Origin of the sequence: Enterococcus sp. DIV1368f, assembly GCF_051712245.1 — a bacterium.
Classification (GTDB): domain Bacteria; phylum Bacillota; class Bacilli; order Lactobacillales; family Enterococcaceae; genus Enterococcus; species Enterococcus faecalis.
In genome coordinates this window covers 411,911-428,513 of sequence record NZ_JBIOON010000001.1, presented here as the reverse complement: position 1 = coordinate 428,513, position 16,603 = coordinate 411,911, and the positions used below count along the sequence as shown (strand labels likewise).

General features: G+C 32.9%; 10 protein-coding genes and 1 other annotated feature. All 10 genes read right to left on the bottom strand.

Annotation, left to right across the window (positions count from 1 at the left end):
• Positions 1–98 precede the first annotated feature (98 nt).
• Positions 99–1,517, bottom strand: a complete 1,419-nt coding sequence (tyrP, locus tag IGL07_RS02205; protein ID WP_002355453.1) for a tyrosine-tyramine antiporter — start codon at positions 1,515–1,517, stop codon at positions 99–101.
• Positions 1,518–1,719: 202 nt separating this feature from the next.
• Positions 1,720–3,582: a tyrosine decarboxylase gene (gene tdc, locus IGL07_RS02200; RefSeq protein ID WP_002355450.1), complete on the bottom strand. Its 1,863-nt coding sequence runs from the start codon at positions 3,580–3,582 to the stop codon at positions 1,720–1,722.
• Between the two features lie 298 nt (positions 3,583–3,880).
• Positions 3,881–5,137, bottom strand: a complete 1,257-nt coding sequence (gene tyrS, locus IGL07_RS02195; protein ID WP_002355444.1) for a tyrosine--tRNA ligase — start codon at positions 5,135–5,137, stop codon at positions 3,881–3,883.
• Positions 5,138–5,328: 191 nt separating this feature from the next.
• Positions 5,329–5,543 (bottom strand) — a binding site (T-box leader).
• A 291-nt stretch (positions 5,544–5,834) separates the two neighbouring features.
• A complete protein-coding gene (cls, locus tag IGL07_RS02190) occupies positions 5,835–7,280 on the bottom strand; it encodes a cardiolipin synthase (protein ID WP_002361214.1) in 1,446 nt (481 codons plus the stop codon).
• Positions 7,281–7,445: 165 nt separating this feature from the next.
• Complete coding sequence (locus tag IGL07_RS02185) at positions 7,446–7,928, bottom strand: VOC family protein (protein ID WP_002355441.1); 483 nt, start codon at positions 7,926–7,928, stop codon at positions 7,446–7,448.
• 22 nt (positions 7,929–7,950) lie between these two features.
• The gene (locus IGL07_RS02180) at positions 7,951–8,826 is read right to left on the bottom strand and encodes an aldo/keto reductase (RefSeq protein ID WP_002384874.1); all 876 of its coding nucleotides are present in this window, start codon (positions 8,824–8,826) and stop codon (positions 7,951–7,953) included.
• 517 nt (positions 8,827–9,343) lie between these two features.
• Entirely contained in the window at positions 9,344–9,952 is a 609-nt protein-coding gene (locus tag IGL07_RS02175) for a response regulator transcription factor (RefSeq protein WP_002361211.1), read from the bottom strand.
• Entirely contained in the window at positions 9,933–11,912 is a 1,980-nt protein-coding gene (locus IGL07_RS02170; protein WP_010817027.1) for a sensor histidine kinase, read from the bottom strand. The genes IGL07_RS02175 and IGL07_RS02170 overlap by 20 nt, the downstream gene beginning before the upstream one ends.
• A gap of 1,637 nt (positions 11,913–13,549) precedes the next feature.
• On the bottom strand, positions 13,550–14,215 hold the full coding sequence (locus IGL07_RS02165) for an ABC transporter ATP-binding protein (RefSeq protein WP_010775565.1): 666 nt from the start codon (positions 14,213–14,215) through the stop codon (positions 13,550–13,552).
• 24 nt (positions 14,216–14,239) lie between these two features.
• Entirely contained in the window at positions 14,240–16,147 is a 1,908-nt protein-coding gene (locus tag IGL07_RS02160) for an FtsX-like permease family protein (RefSeq protein ID WP_025189476.1), read from the bottom strand.
• Between the last annotated feature and the right edge of the window lie 456 nt (positions 16,148–16,603).

The following is a 16,603-nucleotide window of genomic DNA, read 5'->3' as shown; positions in this document are numbered from 1 at the left end:
AAAACTGAAGCAATAATCGAACTTGCTTCAGTTTCCAAACGACAATTTACTATAGTCATCAGGTGAAGAGGCACTCAGCAAAATAATTGCTAGCCTTTTTATTCACCTAAATCTTCTTTTACTTCCGTTGCCCAACTTGCTTTTTTAAAGCGATTAATGATTAACGGAATCACAAACATGACAATAGTGATTAATGCAACTAAGACTGCATCAGTCACGGTTGTTGTACCTAATGTGGCGAAAATAACAATGATAACACTAAAAATTAACATTGCTGCCACTAAATAAGCTAAGCCATTACCTTTTTTACCAATTCGGTAAGGACGTAGTGTATCTGGTTGAGATTTACGTAATTTAATTAGGGAAATCGCAATCAATACATACACAATACTATAAATAATTGTTGTTGCATTTGTTAAAGTTAAGAATACAGCGTTGACATCATCCATTACCCCATAAAGTAAAGCGAATAATGAGATAACCACAGATTGTGTTAACACAACGTTACGAGAAACGCCATATTTATTTTCGCGATGGAAACCAAATTTTGGTGGCAATAAGCCATCACGAGCAACTTGAATAATTGTTTTTGATGGTCCAGTAACCCAAGCAGATAATTGTAATAACACGCCTAAGAAGACCATGAAACTAAAGATATTACCAATAATTGTTGGTAAACCTAAAACGTCACAATAAAGCAAAATTGGTTGTGTAATGTTAGACAATTCCATTTTGCCATTTGGAACAATATTAGCAACAAACATTGCATTAATAACGTTTAATAAAACTAAACCAATTAATGAAATGAAAACGCCTTTTGTATAATTTTTTGTTGCATCTTTCAAACGAGGAATATAAACAGAAGACATTTCAATCCCAACAAAGATAAACGCAATCCCTGCTAGATATTTAAATGTGTCCATATTTTCTAAGTTTGGTAAAACTTTTGACCAAGAGAAGGCACCTAAATAGCCGCCAGGTGTTAAGCCTACTTTAATCATTGAAAGAAGACCTAAAACAAACATAACTAATACTGGGATGTAAACACCTAGCCAAACACCAATATTTCCGCCAACTTTCGCCATGTCAAATTTCAAGTTCAAGATTGTAATAATCCAGTAAATCACTAAGATACAACCTAATACGAACCAATGATTTTCACCTAAGTGAACATTACCAAATGTATTACCTAGCAAAGGGCCTAATGTAGAAGCAACCATTACCATTCCTGGGAACATTTGCACCCATAGTAACCAAGCGACAACAAAACCCCATTTGCTACCTAAGGCAGTTTTAACCCAAAGTTGAGGGCCACCTTCTTGAGGAAGCATCGTAGATAATTCACCAGATATCAATGCGATTGGACCAGCAAAGAATAAGACCGCGAAAATTGTGTAAGAAATTAATGTCCAACCAACAGCAGCAAGTGTTGGGATACTACGTACAGTTGCACACAATGCCATTGTTAAACCGATAAAAGTACCTAATTCAATTTTTTTAACTTGTTGTTTATCCAATTTTGTACACTCCTTATAAGATTTTGGATAAGGAGCATGAATGACTGTTATACGCTGAGTAAAACAGTCATTCGACTGCCTCTTACCCAGACAAAGAATTGGTTAAGAGGTTAGCCGTCTGGTTGATTTATCTATTGAATAAATCAACCAGACCAACGTTCCCTCGTTCGGTTACCATTTCTTTTTTCCGTTTAAGATTCAATTATTTTACGTCGTAAATTTGTTCTAATTTTTCTTGTAAAGCAGCTTGAATCTTAGGAGCGTAAACATCAAATTCTTCTTTATCGTTCATGTATGGAGTCATTACAGCAGCACGTAACACAGTTACTTTACCTGCACGGTTCCATTCTTCGTCACTAAATCCTAAGCTGTTTACAAATTTTAATGGGCTGTTGCCATAATCTGGAATAGCAAAGTCAGTATGTGAAGTAATGAATTCGTTGTTGTAAATATTTCCTTTAACGTATGATGCATAGTCATATACATCATGGTTTAATTTGTTCATTGCTACTAAATCATCGTTGCCTTTTTCTTTAAACACATAGTCAACCATGTTGAAGTCTGGATGAGTTAATGTGTGGACTTCGATTTCTTTGTCGCCAACTTTGAATGTTAAATCATTCAAGAAGTTATAGAAATGATGTGATCCTTCAATTGAAGCACCAATTAATTTACCATAACCTGCAACGTTTAAAGGTAAAACGTGATGTGCAGCCCATACAGAAGCAGCTGTTGCACCAGCTTTTGAACCTTCAAGGATATAAGCACCTAGTAACGCAGGAATATCGGCACCTTTTTCAAATACGTAAGTTGCGAAGTAAGAAATAACGTCGCGCATACGGATATCTTGGATAACGATACCACCAGCTGAATAAGGGATATAACCCATTTTATGAGGGTCAATTGTTACTGATTCTGCTAATTCGATTGCTTTATATGCATCATACACTTCTCTTGAAATGTGTTCTTTTTTCTCTTTGAAGACACCGTATTCTTCGTGAACATCTTGTAAATCTTCGTAAGGGATGAAGTTGTTGTCTTCGTCTAAGAAGATGGCACGTCCATAACCACCATAAGCAGCATCAACGTGTACATAATAGTAAATACCGTCTTTCATTAATTCATCGCGTAAAGCAATAATTTTATCGATTGAGTCAACGGCACCTTCTTCAGTAGAACCAACTACACCGACAACACCTAGCACTGGAATTTGTTCTTCTGCTAAGCCACGAACGATTTTTTCTAATTCGTTGATATCCATACGGTAGTTATGGTCAACTGGTACTGGGATAACTTGATCTAAACCGATACCGATAATATCAGCAGCTTTTAACCAAGAATAGTGTTTAGTTTGTGGGACTAACCATTTACCGATTGCTTGTAAATGTTTACCTGAACGAGCTGAATGAGCTTTGATTTCATCAATTTCATCTTCAGCTGATTCTAATAAGTCCATAATTTCTTTTGTTGGCATGTTCAATAGTTCCCAATCTGATTTGCCAGCAACTAATTCTGGTTTTACTTCTTTCATAGCAAATGGTAATGATTTAATGTTACGGGCATACCATAAGCCTTCTAAGTTAGCTAAAGAACCATCAGCAACGATGTGTCCCCAACCATTTTTGTAGCTCATTAAGTGAGCAAATTCATGTCCTACTTCTTCTTCCATTTGAGAAGTTGCTGGAGAAGATTCATAGGCAACGTTGTTCCCGTTCCATAGCATTGCAAAGTTGTAAGCTAATAGAGAAGGCATTAATGTTTCTGAGTTCATATGTCCCCAATATCTACCTGCTGTATGCCATGGAACTGAATGTGTACGCATGCGAGAAGAGATTTCATTCAATACATCTTTCATATGGTTGACAGTTTTTTCGTAGCTTTCAGATGTGCGTTCTTGAGAAGAGATAACTGGCATGTCTTGTGGCATGTAGTTTTGACGCCATCCTAAATGTTCATCTACTAAGTCGATCAACAAGTCTTTATATAATTGTCCGTTTTCGGCTTTGTCCCCAATGAATAGTGCATTAAGGTTCATTTCGCCTTTTGCTAATTTTTCGTTTTTCATACGAAAATTCCTCCTTACAAATTTTAATGAATTAGATTTTGCATTCACAACTTACACCCAAACGGCTAAAGTGTAAAGAAGAAAAATAACAATGGTTATCATAGCTCTTTAATTTTATAATTTTTTCACAAGGTGTCTTGTCAGAACCATTATATAAAAAAATAAGAGTGGGATTGTGTGTACAATCCCACTCTTATTAGGTGTATTAACGGTTTCACCACTACCTGTAAGGAGAAATAGAATTTTAACTTTGATCAAATAATCACACGTCTTCTCTTCGTGAAATTATTATCAATTTCTAATCCATTACTTTTGCTAAAAAGTAATTTTTCTTCCCTTTCCGTACAACAACGAATTTTCCATCGAAATGTTGTGTTGGATCGACTGCAAAATCTAAATCGGTAACTCGGTCACCGTTAATACTTATAGCTCCTCCGCTCACATCTTCGCGAGCTTGACGTTTTGATGGTTCGATTTCTGTGTCAACTAACCAATCTACAATGTTTTTAGCATCTTTGGTAATTTCAACAGTTGGCACATGTTCTAACCCTTGCTCGATTTCCTCAATCGTTAAGTCTTTAATATTGCCTGAGAAAAGAGCTTCTGAAATTTTTTGCGCTTCTTCTAATGCTGCATCATCGTGAACAAATCGTGTCACTTCTTCAGCTAAGCGTCTTTGTGCTTCACGTTTACCTGGTTCTTTTTCAACTTTTTCAGCTAACGCATCGATTTCTTCTTTATCTAAGAAAGTAAAGAATTTCAAGTATTTGATGACATCACGATCATCTTGGTTTAACCAGAATTGGTAGAATTCAAATGGTGAGGTTTTCTTAGGATCTAACCAGATAGCGCCACCCGCTGTTTTCCCAAATTTTGTACCATCTGCTTTTAGCATTAAAGGAATGGTTAACCCGAATACTTTGGCTTCTGGTCCTTCTTTTTTACGAATCAAATCTAATCCTGCAGTGATATTGCCCCATTGATCAGCGCCACCAATTTGCAATTGAATATTATGTTTTTTATGCAATGTGTAAAAGTCAATTGATTGAAGAATTTGGTATGTGAATTCTGTAAAGGAAATGCCACTTTCTAAACGACTAGCGACAATGTCTTTTGCCAACATCGTGTTGACATTAAAGTTTTTCCCGTAATCTCTTAAAAAATCTAATAAAGATAGTTCTGATAACCAATCGTAGTTGTTCACCATTGTTACCTCAGCATCTTTACCAAATAATTTTTTCATTTGGTTTGAAAGACTGTCCACATTATGTTGCACAGCTTCCATCGTTTGTAAAACACGTTCAGTTGTTCGTCCACTTGGGTCACCAATTGTTCCAGTTCCGCCACCAATTAAAATGTATGGGTGATGACCTGCTAATTGGAATCGTTTCATCATCATAAAAGGAATTAAATGTCCAATATGCATGCTATCTCCAGTTGGATCGACACCGCAATATAGCGAAATGCTCGTATTTTCTGTAAGTTCTCTTAGTCCTTCTTCGTTTGTTTGTTGATTGATTGCATCACGCCATGCTAGCTCGTCAATGATATTCATGTTATCACCCTCCATATTTATAATTATCTCTTTATAGGAAATCGTTCATTTAACGAAATAAACGATTAACACACTTGTTTTTACACGATATCCCGTGTTTATTTCTATGTATACACGGGTTCACGAAATTTTCTTTGGTCTGCCACGTATTCAAAAAAAGAATACAAAAAATCCCTAAGCCGTCGAAACGACTTAGGGACGAATTTCTCGTGGTACCACCCAAATTTATACATAGTTTAGTTTATTTAAAATACTATATACCTCTTAACAAATAACGCTGTTACCCGTGCCCTGTAGGCAGAAGCTCAAGAATGTAATTCGATAAATAACGTGTACTAGTTTCCAGCGCCACTAGCTTTCTGTAACAGTGGTTATTTCTCTACTGCTTTTCTGTCATTGCTTTGTATTTAACTTGTACATGTAGCATATTCCTTTTCGTTTTTTTTGTCAACACTCTTTGCTTAATTTTTTTTACTTTTACAAAAGACGCCCCTTTTTCACAAAAATAAAATAACGAATCCACAATAATATTTATTTGTTTTAACAACAACTACAGATAAAAAAATAACGAAAAAATTTAAAAAATATTCTTTAAATTTTTTTTGACTTTTTTTGTGATTTTCTATACTTTTATAAAATTCCCGAAGAAAAATGACGAACTTCGGATCAGAAGTTCGTCATTTTGTGAAAAACAGTTTTAAAGAATTGGTGAAAATAATCGTGAAATTTGTTGTTTAAAAATCAACCATTTTGACATGTCGCGAACAACTTCTGGAGTCATTGTTGTACATTTTTTTCGATCTTCTAAGAAAATTGCTTCTAATTGATCAATGATTTTTTTATCATATAACACAGCATTTGCTTCAAAGTTTAATTTGTAACTTCGGATATCTTGATTGGCTGAACCAACTGTGCAGACTTCATCATCCATAATCATTGTTTTCGCATGTAAGAAACCACCGTTATAAATTAAAATTTCAATATTTTCTTTCATCAATAAGCGGCCGTAATACTGTGTTGCTCGATAAATAAACGGATGGTCGGGCTTATCTGGAATCATAATTTTAACATCTACTCCTGAAGCCGCAGCAACCTTTAAAGCAGCCAAGACACTGTCATCAGGAACTAAATACGGCGTTTGAATCCAGACTCTTTTCTTGGCAGAAGTAATCAATTTAATAAAGGCCAATTTAATTTGTTCACGGTCACTGTTAGGACCACTGGCAATCATCTGAATGGATGTATTTGCCTCTGGCACCAATGCTTCAAGTTTAAAGAAATAATCCAATTGATACGCCACACGATTTTTCTCGGGGGAAGAGACGTTCCAATCCATTAAAAAACGCATTTGCAGTAATGAGGCTGCTGGCCCTTGAATCCGTAAATGTGTATCCCGCCAATAGCCAAACTTTTTAGTCGTTCCGGCATATTGATCGGCAACATTAAAGCCGCCAATGTAGCCTACTTTTCCGTCAATAACAACAATTTTCCGGTGATCATGATAATTCAAACGAAACTTCAAAAGTGCTTTTTGAGAAGTAATAAACGTTTGGACAAAACCGCCGTTTTTTTTCAATTCATTCAAATGATGAACCTTGGTACCCTTTGAGCCAAAGGCATCGTAAAGCAACCGCACTTCAACCCCTTCAGCCGCCTTTTCTTCTAATAAGTTCAAAATTTTGGTACCGATATGATCCGTTACAAAGGCATAATATTCAATATGAATGGAGTGCTGAGCTTTTTTTATGTCTGCCATCAACGCATTGAATTTTTCCGTACCATCCGTAAAAATTTCAACATCATTTTTCTTAGTCAGAGGCATCCTATTTAACGAGGAAAAAAAGTCTGTAAACTGTTGTTGCTCCTCCGTCGGCATCTTTTGACTATAAAGTTCAAAACTTTCTTCTTGGAAATTCTGAAAATTCTCTAATTCCCGCAAATCACTTTGTTGCAAATAAAATTTCTTTTTGTCGGTTAAACCGCGACCAAAGAATAAATATAAGAAAAAACCAAAAACGGGTAGAGCAATCAGTACGAGTAGCCATGCCCAAATTGCTGCTACATCTCGAGGTTTTAACAAAATGGTAATTCCCGCAATAATTGCATTAATAAAATAAATAACTGTTAAGACGCTAAGAATCAATTGTCTTCCTCCTTTATTTGTTACGTTTTAGTATACCATCAATTACGGATTTGGAATATCTTTTCTTTAGCGACTTCTGTCTCAAAAAATAAAAAGAGCCCCCATTCTAGTTAGTGATACTAGAATGAGGGGGTCTTTTTGATGTTTGTTTGAAAGTCTTTTAACTTAATTTCGTGTAAATGGACCTTTAGGAGCAATCAATTCTAAATTTGTACCATCTGGATCGGTAAAGTAAGCGACACCTGTACCAAAACCGCTCTTCAAGCCATCTTCTTCTTGGAATGTAATCGGCTCTCCATCAGGTTCTACGCCAATCGCTCTTAAACGTGCAACAGCTGCATCAATATCTTCCACTTCGAAACACATATGCATTGCACTAATTTGTTCGTTGGAATAAGAAGCTTTTTCTGATTTTGGTTTAACATATTCTAATAAATCAATATTGATGTTTTCTAGATGCACATTGGCATACTTGATTAATGTATCATCTAACCCTTGTGTTTGGGCCATCCGTTTTCCACCAATTTCATCACGATTTGCGATTTTTGTTCCTGTTAATGCTTCATAAAACTTTACTGATTCATCCAAATTACTGACTGTAATCCCCACGTGGTTGACTACTGAAAAACCTTTAACTGCTTCACTCATTGTATCTCCTCCTAGTTAATTTTTAGAAATCAAACGTGTCTGGATCTGGTCCCACACGTAACGATTCATTCAATTGGTTAATTTGTGCCATTTCTTCTGCACTTAGTTCAAAATCAAAGACCGCTGCATTGCTAATCATCCGTTCTTTGTGGACAGATTTCACGGCTAATAAGATATCTTGTTGAATATCCCAACGTAAAATCACTTGGGCTGCTGATTTATTATGGTTCTCAGCAATCGCCAAAATGGTTTCATTCGATAATAATTGGCCTTGCATCAATGGTGACCAAGCTTGGACTTTGATATCATGTTTTTCACAGAAATCACGCACTTCTTTTTGATCCAATTTTGGATGTAGTTCCACTTGGTTAATTACCGGAACAACTTTTGCATAAGAAAGTAAATCTTCTAAATGATGAACTTGGAAGTTGCTGACACCAATTGCTTTCACTTTTCCTTCAGCATATAAAGTTTCTAAAGCTTGCCATGATTCTTTGTAAGAATTATTTCCTGGCCAATGAATTAAATACAAATCTAAATAATCTAAACCTAAACGTTCCAAACTATCATTGAAAGCTTGAATTGTTTCATCATAGGAAATATGCGCGTTCCAAACTTTCGAGGTAACAAATAAGTCCTCACGGTTCAAACCAGTTGCCGCTAAGCCTGCTTTAATTCCCGCTCCTGTGCCAGATTCATTGCCATAGATTTGCGCTGTATCGATTAAACGATAACCATTGATAATCCCTTCTTCGACCACTTTTGCTGTCTCTTCGTCTGGTATTTGAAATACCCCGAGACCCATTCCTGGAATTTTAGTGCCGTTGTTTAATGTTACTGTATCTGCTAGTGATGTAATCATTTGATTCGCTCCTTTAACGTTTTCTGATATCATCATATACCGTGCCGTACATGCTGTATAGTACGTACTTTTTCGTTTCATAGGAACCAAAAAGTGCGCTTTTTGGTAAATTCGCTTTTTTAGCCTGAAATTTTTTTAACTTTTTTTATTACCTGAACTGCCAGAAACAAAATATACTAGTTTTTTATTAGTTTTTCAGGTATCAGCAATAAAGTTACTAACTGATTTTGGTAGCTTTGCCCATTTTTTAGCTTCAATGAAGTTCCATTGATTAATTTTTCATATAGCTAAAATCTAGCCTTACTCCGAGGAACTTGCCATAGGCTTCTTTTAATGTCCAAAAAAAGAAGAATCTTTCAGTTTCGCTAACTAGGAAGCTATAATTGCTAAAAATGACTTTGTTTTTAAAAATAAAAAAAGAAGTTACTACATTAGTACAATTTAAAGTTGTAATTCTCTGAATATCTACTTCTAACAGATAATCTGAAATTACAATAATAAATTTGTTATAAGAATACAACACACTAAATTCTGTTTATTCCAACAAAATTTATTATTGAAGGCGTACATTTATAATACCCAGTTCAATTGCTTTAACAACTGAAGCAATTGCAGAATTTGTTTCTAACTTTTCATTGATGGAATAAACATAGTTACGAAGAGTTCGGTCAGTAATATTCATTTTGGAAGCTATTGCTGATTGTTTTACTCCTTGCGATAAAATTCTTAATACTTCTTTTTCTCGAGGAGTAATTAGGTTATGCTTTAAATCATGTCTACTTGTTTGAGGAAATATTTTTTTGTCTTCATAGCTTATTTTTTTCAAATTCTCAATCAAAGAGTCAACCGCTATATGTTTGTCTAAAAAGCCATTAGCTCCGATACCAATTGCTTTATCTCTATACTCTGCTAAATCAAACCCAGATAAAAAAACTAATTTTGTTTTTGTTTTTCTCAACACTTCTTCTCCCAATTCCAAGCCATTGAACATACCCATGTGAATATCCATCAAAATTATCGATGGTCGATATGTTTCAATCATTTCAAAAACCGTGATTGGATCTGAAATATATCTAAACTCTTTAACATCTGCATAGTTTTTTAAAGTCATCTCGAGACTTTTCCCAATCAATTTATGGTCATCAACTAGTAATATTTTCATATTGCTCTCCCTTCATACAAGGAATAGTGACCCAAACTTTCGTACCGCTATTTGGACCTGGTAAAGACAACATCTTAAATGAACCATTCAACCAATTAATGTCATTTTTTATCGAAAGTAGGCCGATGTGATCATTCGTCTGAATTAACGATTTTTCAAACTCTAAAATATTGCCAACCCCTACTCCGTCGTCTTCTACTATCAACTGAATCTCAGCGTTGTCTATTTCAACTGTTACTTTTCCTATTTCAGCATCTGCATGTTTTCCAATATTTTCATTTAACTCTTTCACGATCCGATATAGTGGAGCGATAACATGCTGTGGTATTATTTCCTCAATACTATAATCCAATGTAAACTCTGTCTTCGGGTATTTTTTGTTAAAATCATCAATTAATATTTGTAAGTTTTCTTTAAAAGTAAGATGATAAAGCGTTGATGGATACGTGTTAAAGATTTCAGAACGTATAGAACTAACTAATTTTGAAAACTCCTCATTAATTAAATCCGTAATCATGACATCTCCTGACAAATTTGATATTAAAGTATGGAGTCCAATAACAGACTGGAGTATGTTATCGTGAAGATAATTAGCGTAATTTTTCTTCTCAATCTCCATACTATTAAACAGCTTGATTCTTAACAATTGACAGACCTCTATTGGATCTTTCACATAACTTTTGCTATGTAAGTGAAGTAATCTTACGGTAATTATCAAGGTTCCATGTTGTTCTACAGTTTTATGTATAGATTTCAAATCAATATCATTGTCATTGTTTTCAAAGAAAATCCAAACTGTATATCCAGAGATTATTATGGGTATACAGGTATATTCTTTTTTTCGAAACTTAATTTTTTGTTTTTGTTTTTTTAGTGAATGAATCTCTTTTTTTAGTGAATTAAAAACTGTTTCGCCTTTTTGACATAGTAAATAACACTCTTCTTTTGATTCAACAAATACAGCTAGTCTTTGGCTCGCAGTTAATTCTTCTAATTTATCGAGCAATAATTCAGATACATTATTGAGAAATTGCGAGTATGTAACTTGATCTAGTACTTCTAACTTTTCGTTATTTAAATTCCTAAAATTATTTTTTAATTGTTTTACTTTATTTGAACGTATTGCATTTATTGATAGATGAGTCAAATAACATACTAGGGCGAAAAGAATAGTCAAAATGAAACTTTTCCAGAGAACAATACCAATTACTTCTAGAATTAAGAAGAAAACTGCACTATATACTAAGACACAAAACGCTAACAGAAATTTTTCAGATAATATAATTTCTCTTTCTTTAACGAGAATATAAACTACACCAGTTGGTAAAATAGTAACTAGTATGGTAGTTTTATCCCAATCATAAAAAGATAACTCTGGGAAAAGCAGGCATATAAAATAAAATAAGATAAGTAGTACAAAAGAGAGTAGTAATGAAGTAATCAAAACTTTATATTTTAGTGCACTAAAAAAAAATTTTTTTTCTTTAATAATTGTTAAAGAATTGACAGTAATTGACGAAATCATTAACAAGATCAAAGTAGGTCCTACATAAAAATCAAGTAAAAGAGCCAAATAGCTGTATAGTGAAACACAACATAGAAGAATACGATTTTTATTAAGTTTTTTCTTATCATCTATATGTATAAAGGAATACAAAAACTGATAAAGGGTTAATGGATGGCAACATAAAAGAAATAGTCCTACTAGCTTTAGAACCCATATATCCGAGTAAACCAATAACACTGTCCAACCCAAATAGAAATTTAATGAAAAAAACGCTAATGAATATAGTTTTTCGGGGAGCTTTATATAGACAAAACTTCCTAAAAAAATGATATATATACTGCACAATAAACTTAGGAAGCTCATTTCTTTTTCCATAAATGCTGAGTAAATAACAATATATGATATGGTAACCAACCATTTCAAACCAATTCCAACTTTCTTTCGCTTATCCACCAAGTACTTTCTCCTCGTAATATATATTTTGATAGAATGCTTATCCCTTCATTCTATCTTATGGGCTATCCCCCAATTTTTTTAATAAAAATAACGGTTTTTACTTAGATACTGTGTAAGATTCCTGAATAATAAGTCTTAGAAAAAACTTACGAGAAGATGTTAGCTCTCCTTGCAGCTAGTCTGTAATATAAAGTTTGCCTAGATCATTGGTATAGCCTCCAACAAATTAGCTGAGTCCACCTCTAGTAGAGATTAGGCGGCTAGCCTAATGAGAGAAACTCAATGAATTCGAGCAAAGCTGTCGTTAAGCAACGAAATTTCGAGGTATCTTACAGTACCTATGCACATTCCGAGTAAATAATGATAAGATCCTTTCACAGCAAACTTTTTGTCGGTTTAGATGTTAGTTCCGAGAAATTAGATGTTCGCTTTATGATAGACAATCCAACATTCCCTGTGCCAAAAGAAGTATCATTTGAAAATAATTAAATTGGCGAAATCCCGAAGAAATTGCGAGAGATATTTTGACCCATTTGTAGTTCTTATCGTTTAGGATAGGTTTATCAGGACTCGTAGACCTTGGCTTAAGTGTTTTTTAGCAAAAAAATACAAAGTCTAGATAAACTAATTAGGTATTTGTACAAAACCATTGATGATTTAGTCGTTATATTCCCTGAATATCAATATTTAACCAGCATTCCATGAAGCAATCCTTTTTATATTGCTGATTTACTCCCTGAAATTGATTCTTTAACCGTTTTTCCGATAAAACCAAGTTAGCGAAATATGCTGGTTTTTATTAACGACTAAATCAATTAAGTAACTCTGAATACGGAAACACACCTATAGTCAAACAAGTTACTCGTTATCTCCACCATTAATTAGTTAAGTCTAACCAAGTCCATGGAGAGATTTGATCCTAAACGCAATATGTATTATAAGAAAAACTACAAGAAAATAATCGGATATAACATATTTTTTAAGTACTTAGCATATTGACCAATCTTCTACACCAAAAAACGCTTACATCAAATTATAATAACATTCTCTACTTCAACTAAGATAATTATTCTTACTTGAAGTAGAGATCAGACCGAACTTATTCAAAAATCATCATCCTAATATCTAAGTGATAAAAGTAGTGCACCTGAAAAAATGACCAGAATTTCACTAACATTCTGCGAGCTAAATCATAAAACAGGAATACATAGTACATTAAGTTCTACTATTATTCTATTTCTAATTCATCTGAGCAATTCAATCTAAGTCTTATTTATACTATACATATTAACACACACTGCCGCTCATTACTAATTAATTTAATACTAATTAGTTGACAAATAATCTTTTTTAGTTTTATGTCTAAAGAATAGATAAAACTTTGACAAGACTATTCGTCTATTATTTTTCTATAACTTCATTTTTTTTATTTAAAAAGACAATATTAAAAGGGCCAAGAAGAACACTCCTAAGCCCTCGCAAAAATTCAAATTTCTAGCAACAAGTTACTAAACCTTTATTTGGTGTAATAACTTCTTCAATACTGTCCAAATCTTCGAAATCAAAATCATGTAAAAACATTTTTTATTCCTACTTCCTTCTTTTTTTGATATCTCATAAAAAATTAAAATATCCTAAGTTATGATTTGTCCTTCTTCCAATTTAAAAACTTGATCACAGAATCGCTCTACAGATTCATCATGTGTTACAATAATGAAAACCTTGTTTTCCATAAATGGAAGCGTTCGAATCAGTTTCAAGAATGCATCTGTATTTTTTTTATCTAAATTTCCAGTAGGTTCATCAGCCAAAATAATTTTAGGTTCCATTAGTAAACAACGGGCAATTGCCGTACGTTGTTGCTCACCACCAGAAATTTCATTTATATATTTTTCTTCAATCTTCTTAATTCCTAACCAATTGACTAGCTGTTCATAATTATCTGAATGATTTTCAATCTTTTCACCTTTTAAACGAAGCGAGAAAAGAATGTTTTCTTTTACATTTAAAAAGGGAATCAAATTAAAATCTTGGAAAATGAATCCAATATCATTAGTACGTAATTCAGCTAATTGATTACTATTAAATTCTGTGATGTTCTTATCCCCTATTTTCACTTCCCCTTTAGTAGGATGAATTAACCCACCAATAATGTTCAGCAAAGTAGATTTACCTGAGCCAGACGGTCCCACTAAAGCATAAATATTACCTTTATCTAGAGTAATTGTTATACCATTTAGAACTTGCTGAGAGTGCCCATTTATTCCGTATTCCTTTTCGATAGACTTTAGTTCAATCATATTTTCACCTCCCTATTCAGATTCTTACTTACTATTTTTTTCTTTTAAAATAACTCTAGAAATTAAAATAATCCCCAAGACAAGTATCAAATAGATAACAACTAATACTGAACATACTTGCAAGTAAGGAATATTAATGGCAGGTTTGAATACAATGACTTCTTCCATCATCTTAATCCCACCTTCAGCAAAAATAATTCCGAAAAGCCAACCTAAAACAACACCTAAAATATAGATAATAGACATTTCTATTAACATGCTGACTAGCAAAGCTTTTCTTTTCATCCCTATAATTAATAATCCTTTGTATATTCTTTGTCTAGAACTAATTGAAAGAATAAACATATTTAATATGATTGCTCCACTGAAAAAGATCAGCGCATAAATAAATGCTTCAATCATTTCAGTTTGTTTAATTGCTTGATTTTTGTATTTCTCTTTCAGATCACCAATGTTCATTAAGTCATAATTTTTAACAGATAAATACTTTGTGAATTCTTTTATTTCCTCATCACTCAGCCGATTCAAATAGATTGTGTTGTAAATTCCTTTAACACCCTTTCCAAATAAATACTCTGTTAAAGCAGATTTGGATGTAAACACTTGTTGTAGATCCAACGGCTGATAAAAATCTTTCGGACTAATTTTTATAGATTTGTCTTTATCAAAGGAATAATCTATGACTTGATTACGTTTAATCTTTGATTTTTCAGCTAATTGTGACGGAAATAATACATTCAAACTATCATTATTTAAATCAAAATCTTTAATATTAAACTCTTTTTCAATTTCTAGCACTTGAATATTTTTGAAGTTAGAAGAAACGCCTGTCAAAATCAAAGTGTTTTCATTATTTTCTTTTTCAATTTCCATACTTAAAGCAATCTCAAAAGCTGCATGTGGATATAAGTTCTGCAAATAAGCCTTAACTTTTTCTTCTTTAACCTCAGATAATTCATTCATCACAAGTATATGTTCAAATCTATAGGTCTCATCTACCTTTTGTACAACAGCTTCCTTGACAGAATGAAAAAAGGTCAACATTCCTACTAGAAGCATAACTGAAAAGGCCAATGTAGATATTAATGAGCTGATTCTTTTAATATTCCAGCAGTTTTCTTCCACAGCAACGAACAAAGAAAGTCGGTTAAAACGGAGCGACAAAAAACGAAGAGACGCCAAGGTCCCTGCTATTAACGGATCAAAAATCAAGATTAAACCTGTAAATAGTAAAATTATTTTCATAGTTGTGTATCCACTAACAATTGAAACAATCAAAAGGATAATACCTAAAGCTAACTTGATTCTAAATAAAAATTTTTCTTTAATAGTAGGTTGAGACTTAAACGTGCTGCCTTCTTTCTGTTTACTTTCTACTTCGATATTCATACTTTTTAGATTTTTTGAACCGCACCATATAAAAAATAAAATTGCAGAAACAATAACTAGTAGATAAATATAAATTGGAATATGTTCGACCTTCATGTCTTGATAATTAGACAAAAATACTCTTGAAAACACTATGCCTATGAAAAGTCCCATAACGGCTGTAACAGAACTTAGCAGAAAGCTTTCAATACTTAAAATCTGCTGAATTTTTTTGTATTTCATACCTAACTTATATAGCAGTTGGAATTCTTTCTTTCTCCCTTGAATAACAATCGAGTATGTATTATAAATAATAAATAAAGAAAAACCTACAAGAACTCCCGTCCCTAATTGTAAAAATAATTTCATATTTTTAAAGTCTTTTTTTAATAAATAGTCTGCTAACTCATTTTCAATTCTGTAGTTTATTGTATAAATAACTCCTAAAGAAAATGTCAATAGCAGCATTGTTACAAAAAATATCAATATGATGAAAAGAAACTTACTACTATTTTTTTTAAAATTTTCTCGAATATATATCCACATATTTCTCACGTCCTTCATAATGTCTTCAAAAAGATTTTAATGCTTTCTTAAAAGAAAGAAGTACTTGTATTAGACTTATAAATGCCATTACATAGACGAAAATGCTTAGTACTGTTGAACTAAATCCAAATACGTTTAGATAATTCAATGTTATACGTATAATAGAAAAAATCCCTGCAATACCAATAACATATGAAAGAATAAAATAAAGAAACAATCCAATCATTTTTTTGTTTTGAAATTTTTTTAAAATTGAGGTCTCTTTTTTTAGTACTCCTGCAAGAAGCAACAATAACTGCCATCTTGTCCCTTCACTACCATATATGATTGTAAAAATATGGTATCCATCACTCGTTGATAGCGGTAATAAACTACTAAAAAGATACCCTATATTAAGAAGAGCTATATAACCAAACCACCAATTATTTGTAATGATAAATAAGCATAATGAGAAAAATATCAGTATACAGTAGT

Bases quoted from the DNA above. Each gene is read 5' to 3' on its own strand.
- tdc (WP_002355450.1), bottom strand. From the start codon at position 3,582: ATGAAAAACGAAAAATTAGCAAAAGGCGAAATGAACCTTAATGCACTA.
- tyrS (WP_002355444.1), bottom strand. From the start codon at position 5,137: ATGAATATCATTGACGAGCTAGCATGGCGTGATGCAATCAATCAACAA.
- IGL07_RS02185 (WP_002355441.1), bottom strand. From the start codon at position 7,928: ATGAGTGAAGCAGTTAAAGGTTTTTCAGTAGTCAACCACGTGGGGATT.
- IGL07_RS02180 (WP_002384874.1), bottom strand. From the start codon at position 8,826: ATGATGATATCAGAAAACGTTAAAGGAGCGAATCAAATGATTACATCA.
- IGL07_RS02175 (WP_002361211.1), bottom strand. From the start codon at position 9,952: ATGAAAATATTACTAGTTGATGACCATAAATTGATTGGGAAAAGTCTC.
- IGL07_RS02165 (WP_010775565.1), bottom strand. From the start codon at position 14,215: ATGATTGAACTAAAGTCTATCGAAAAGGAATACGGAATAAATGGGCAC.
- IGL07_RS02160 (WP_025189476.1), bottom strand. From the start codon at position 16,147: ATGAAGGACGTGAGAAATATGTGGATATATATTCGAGAAAATTTTAAA.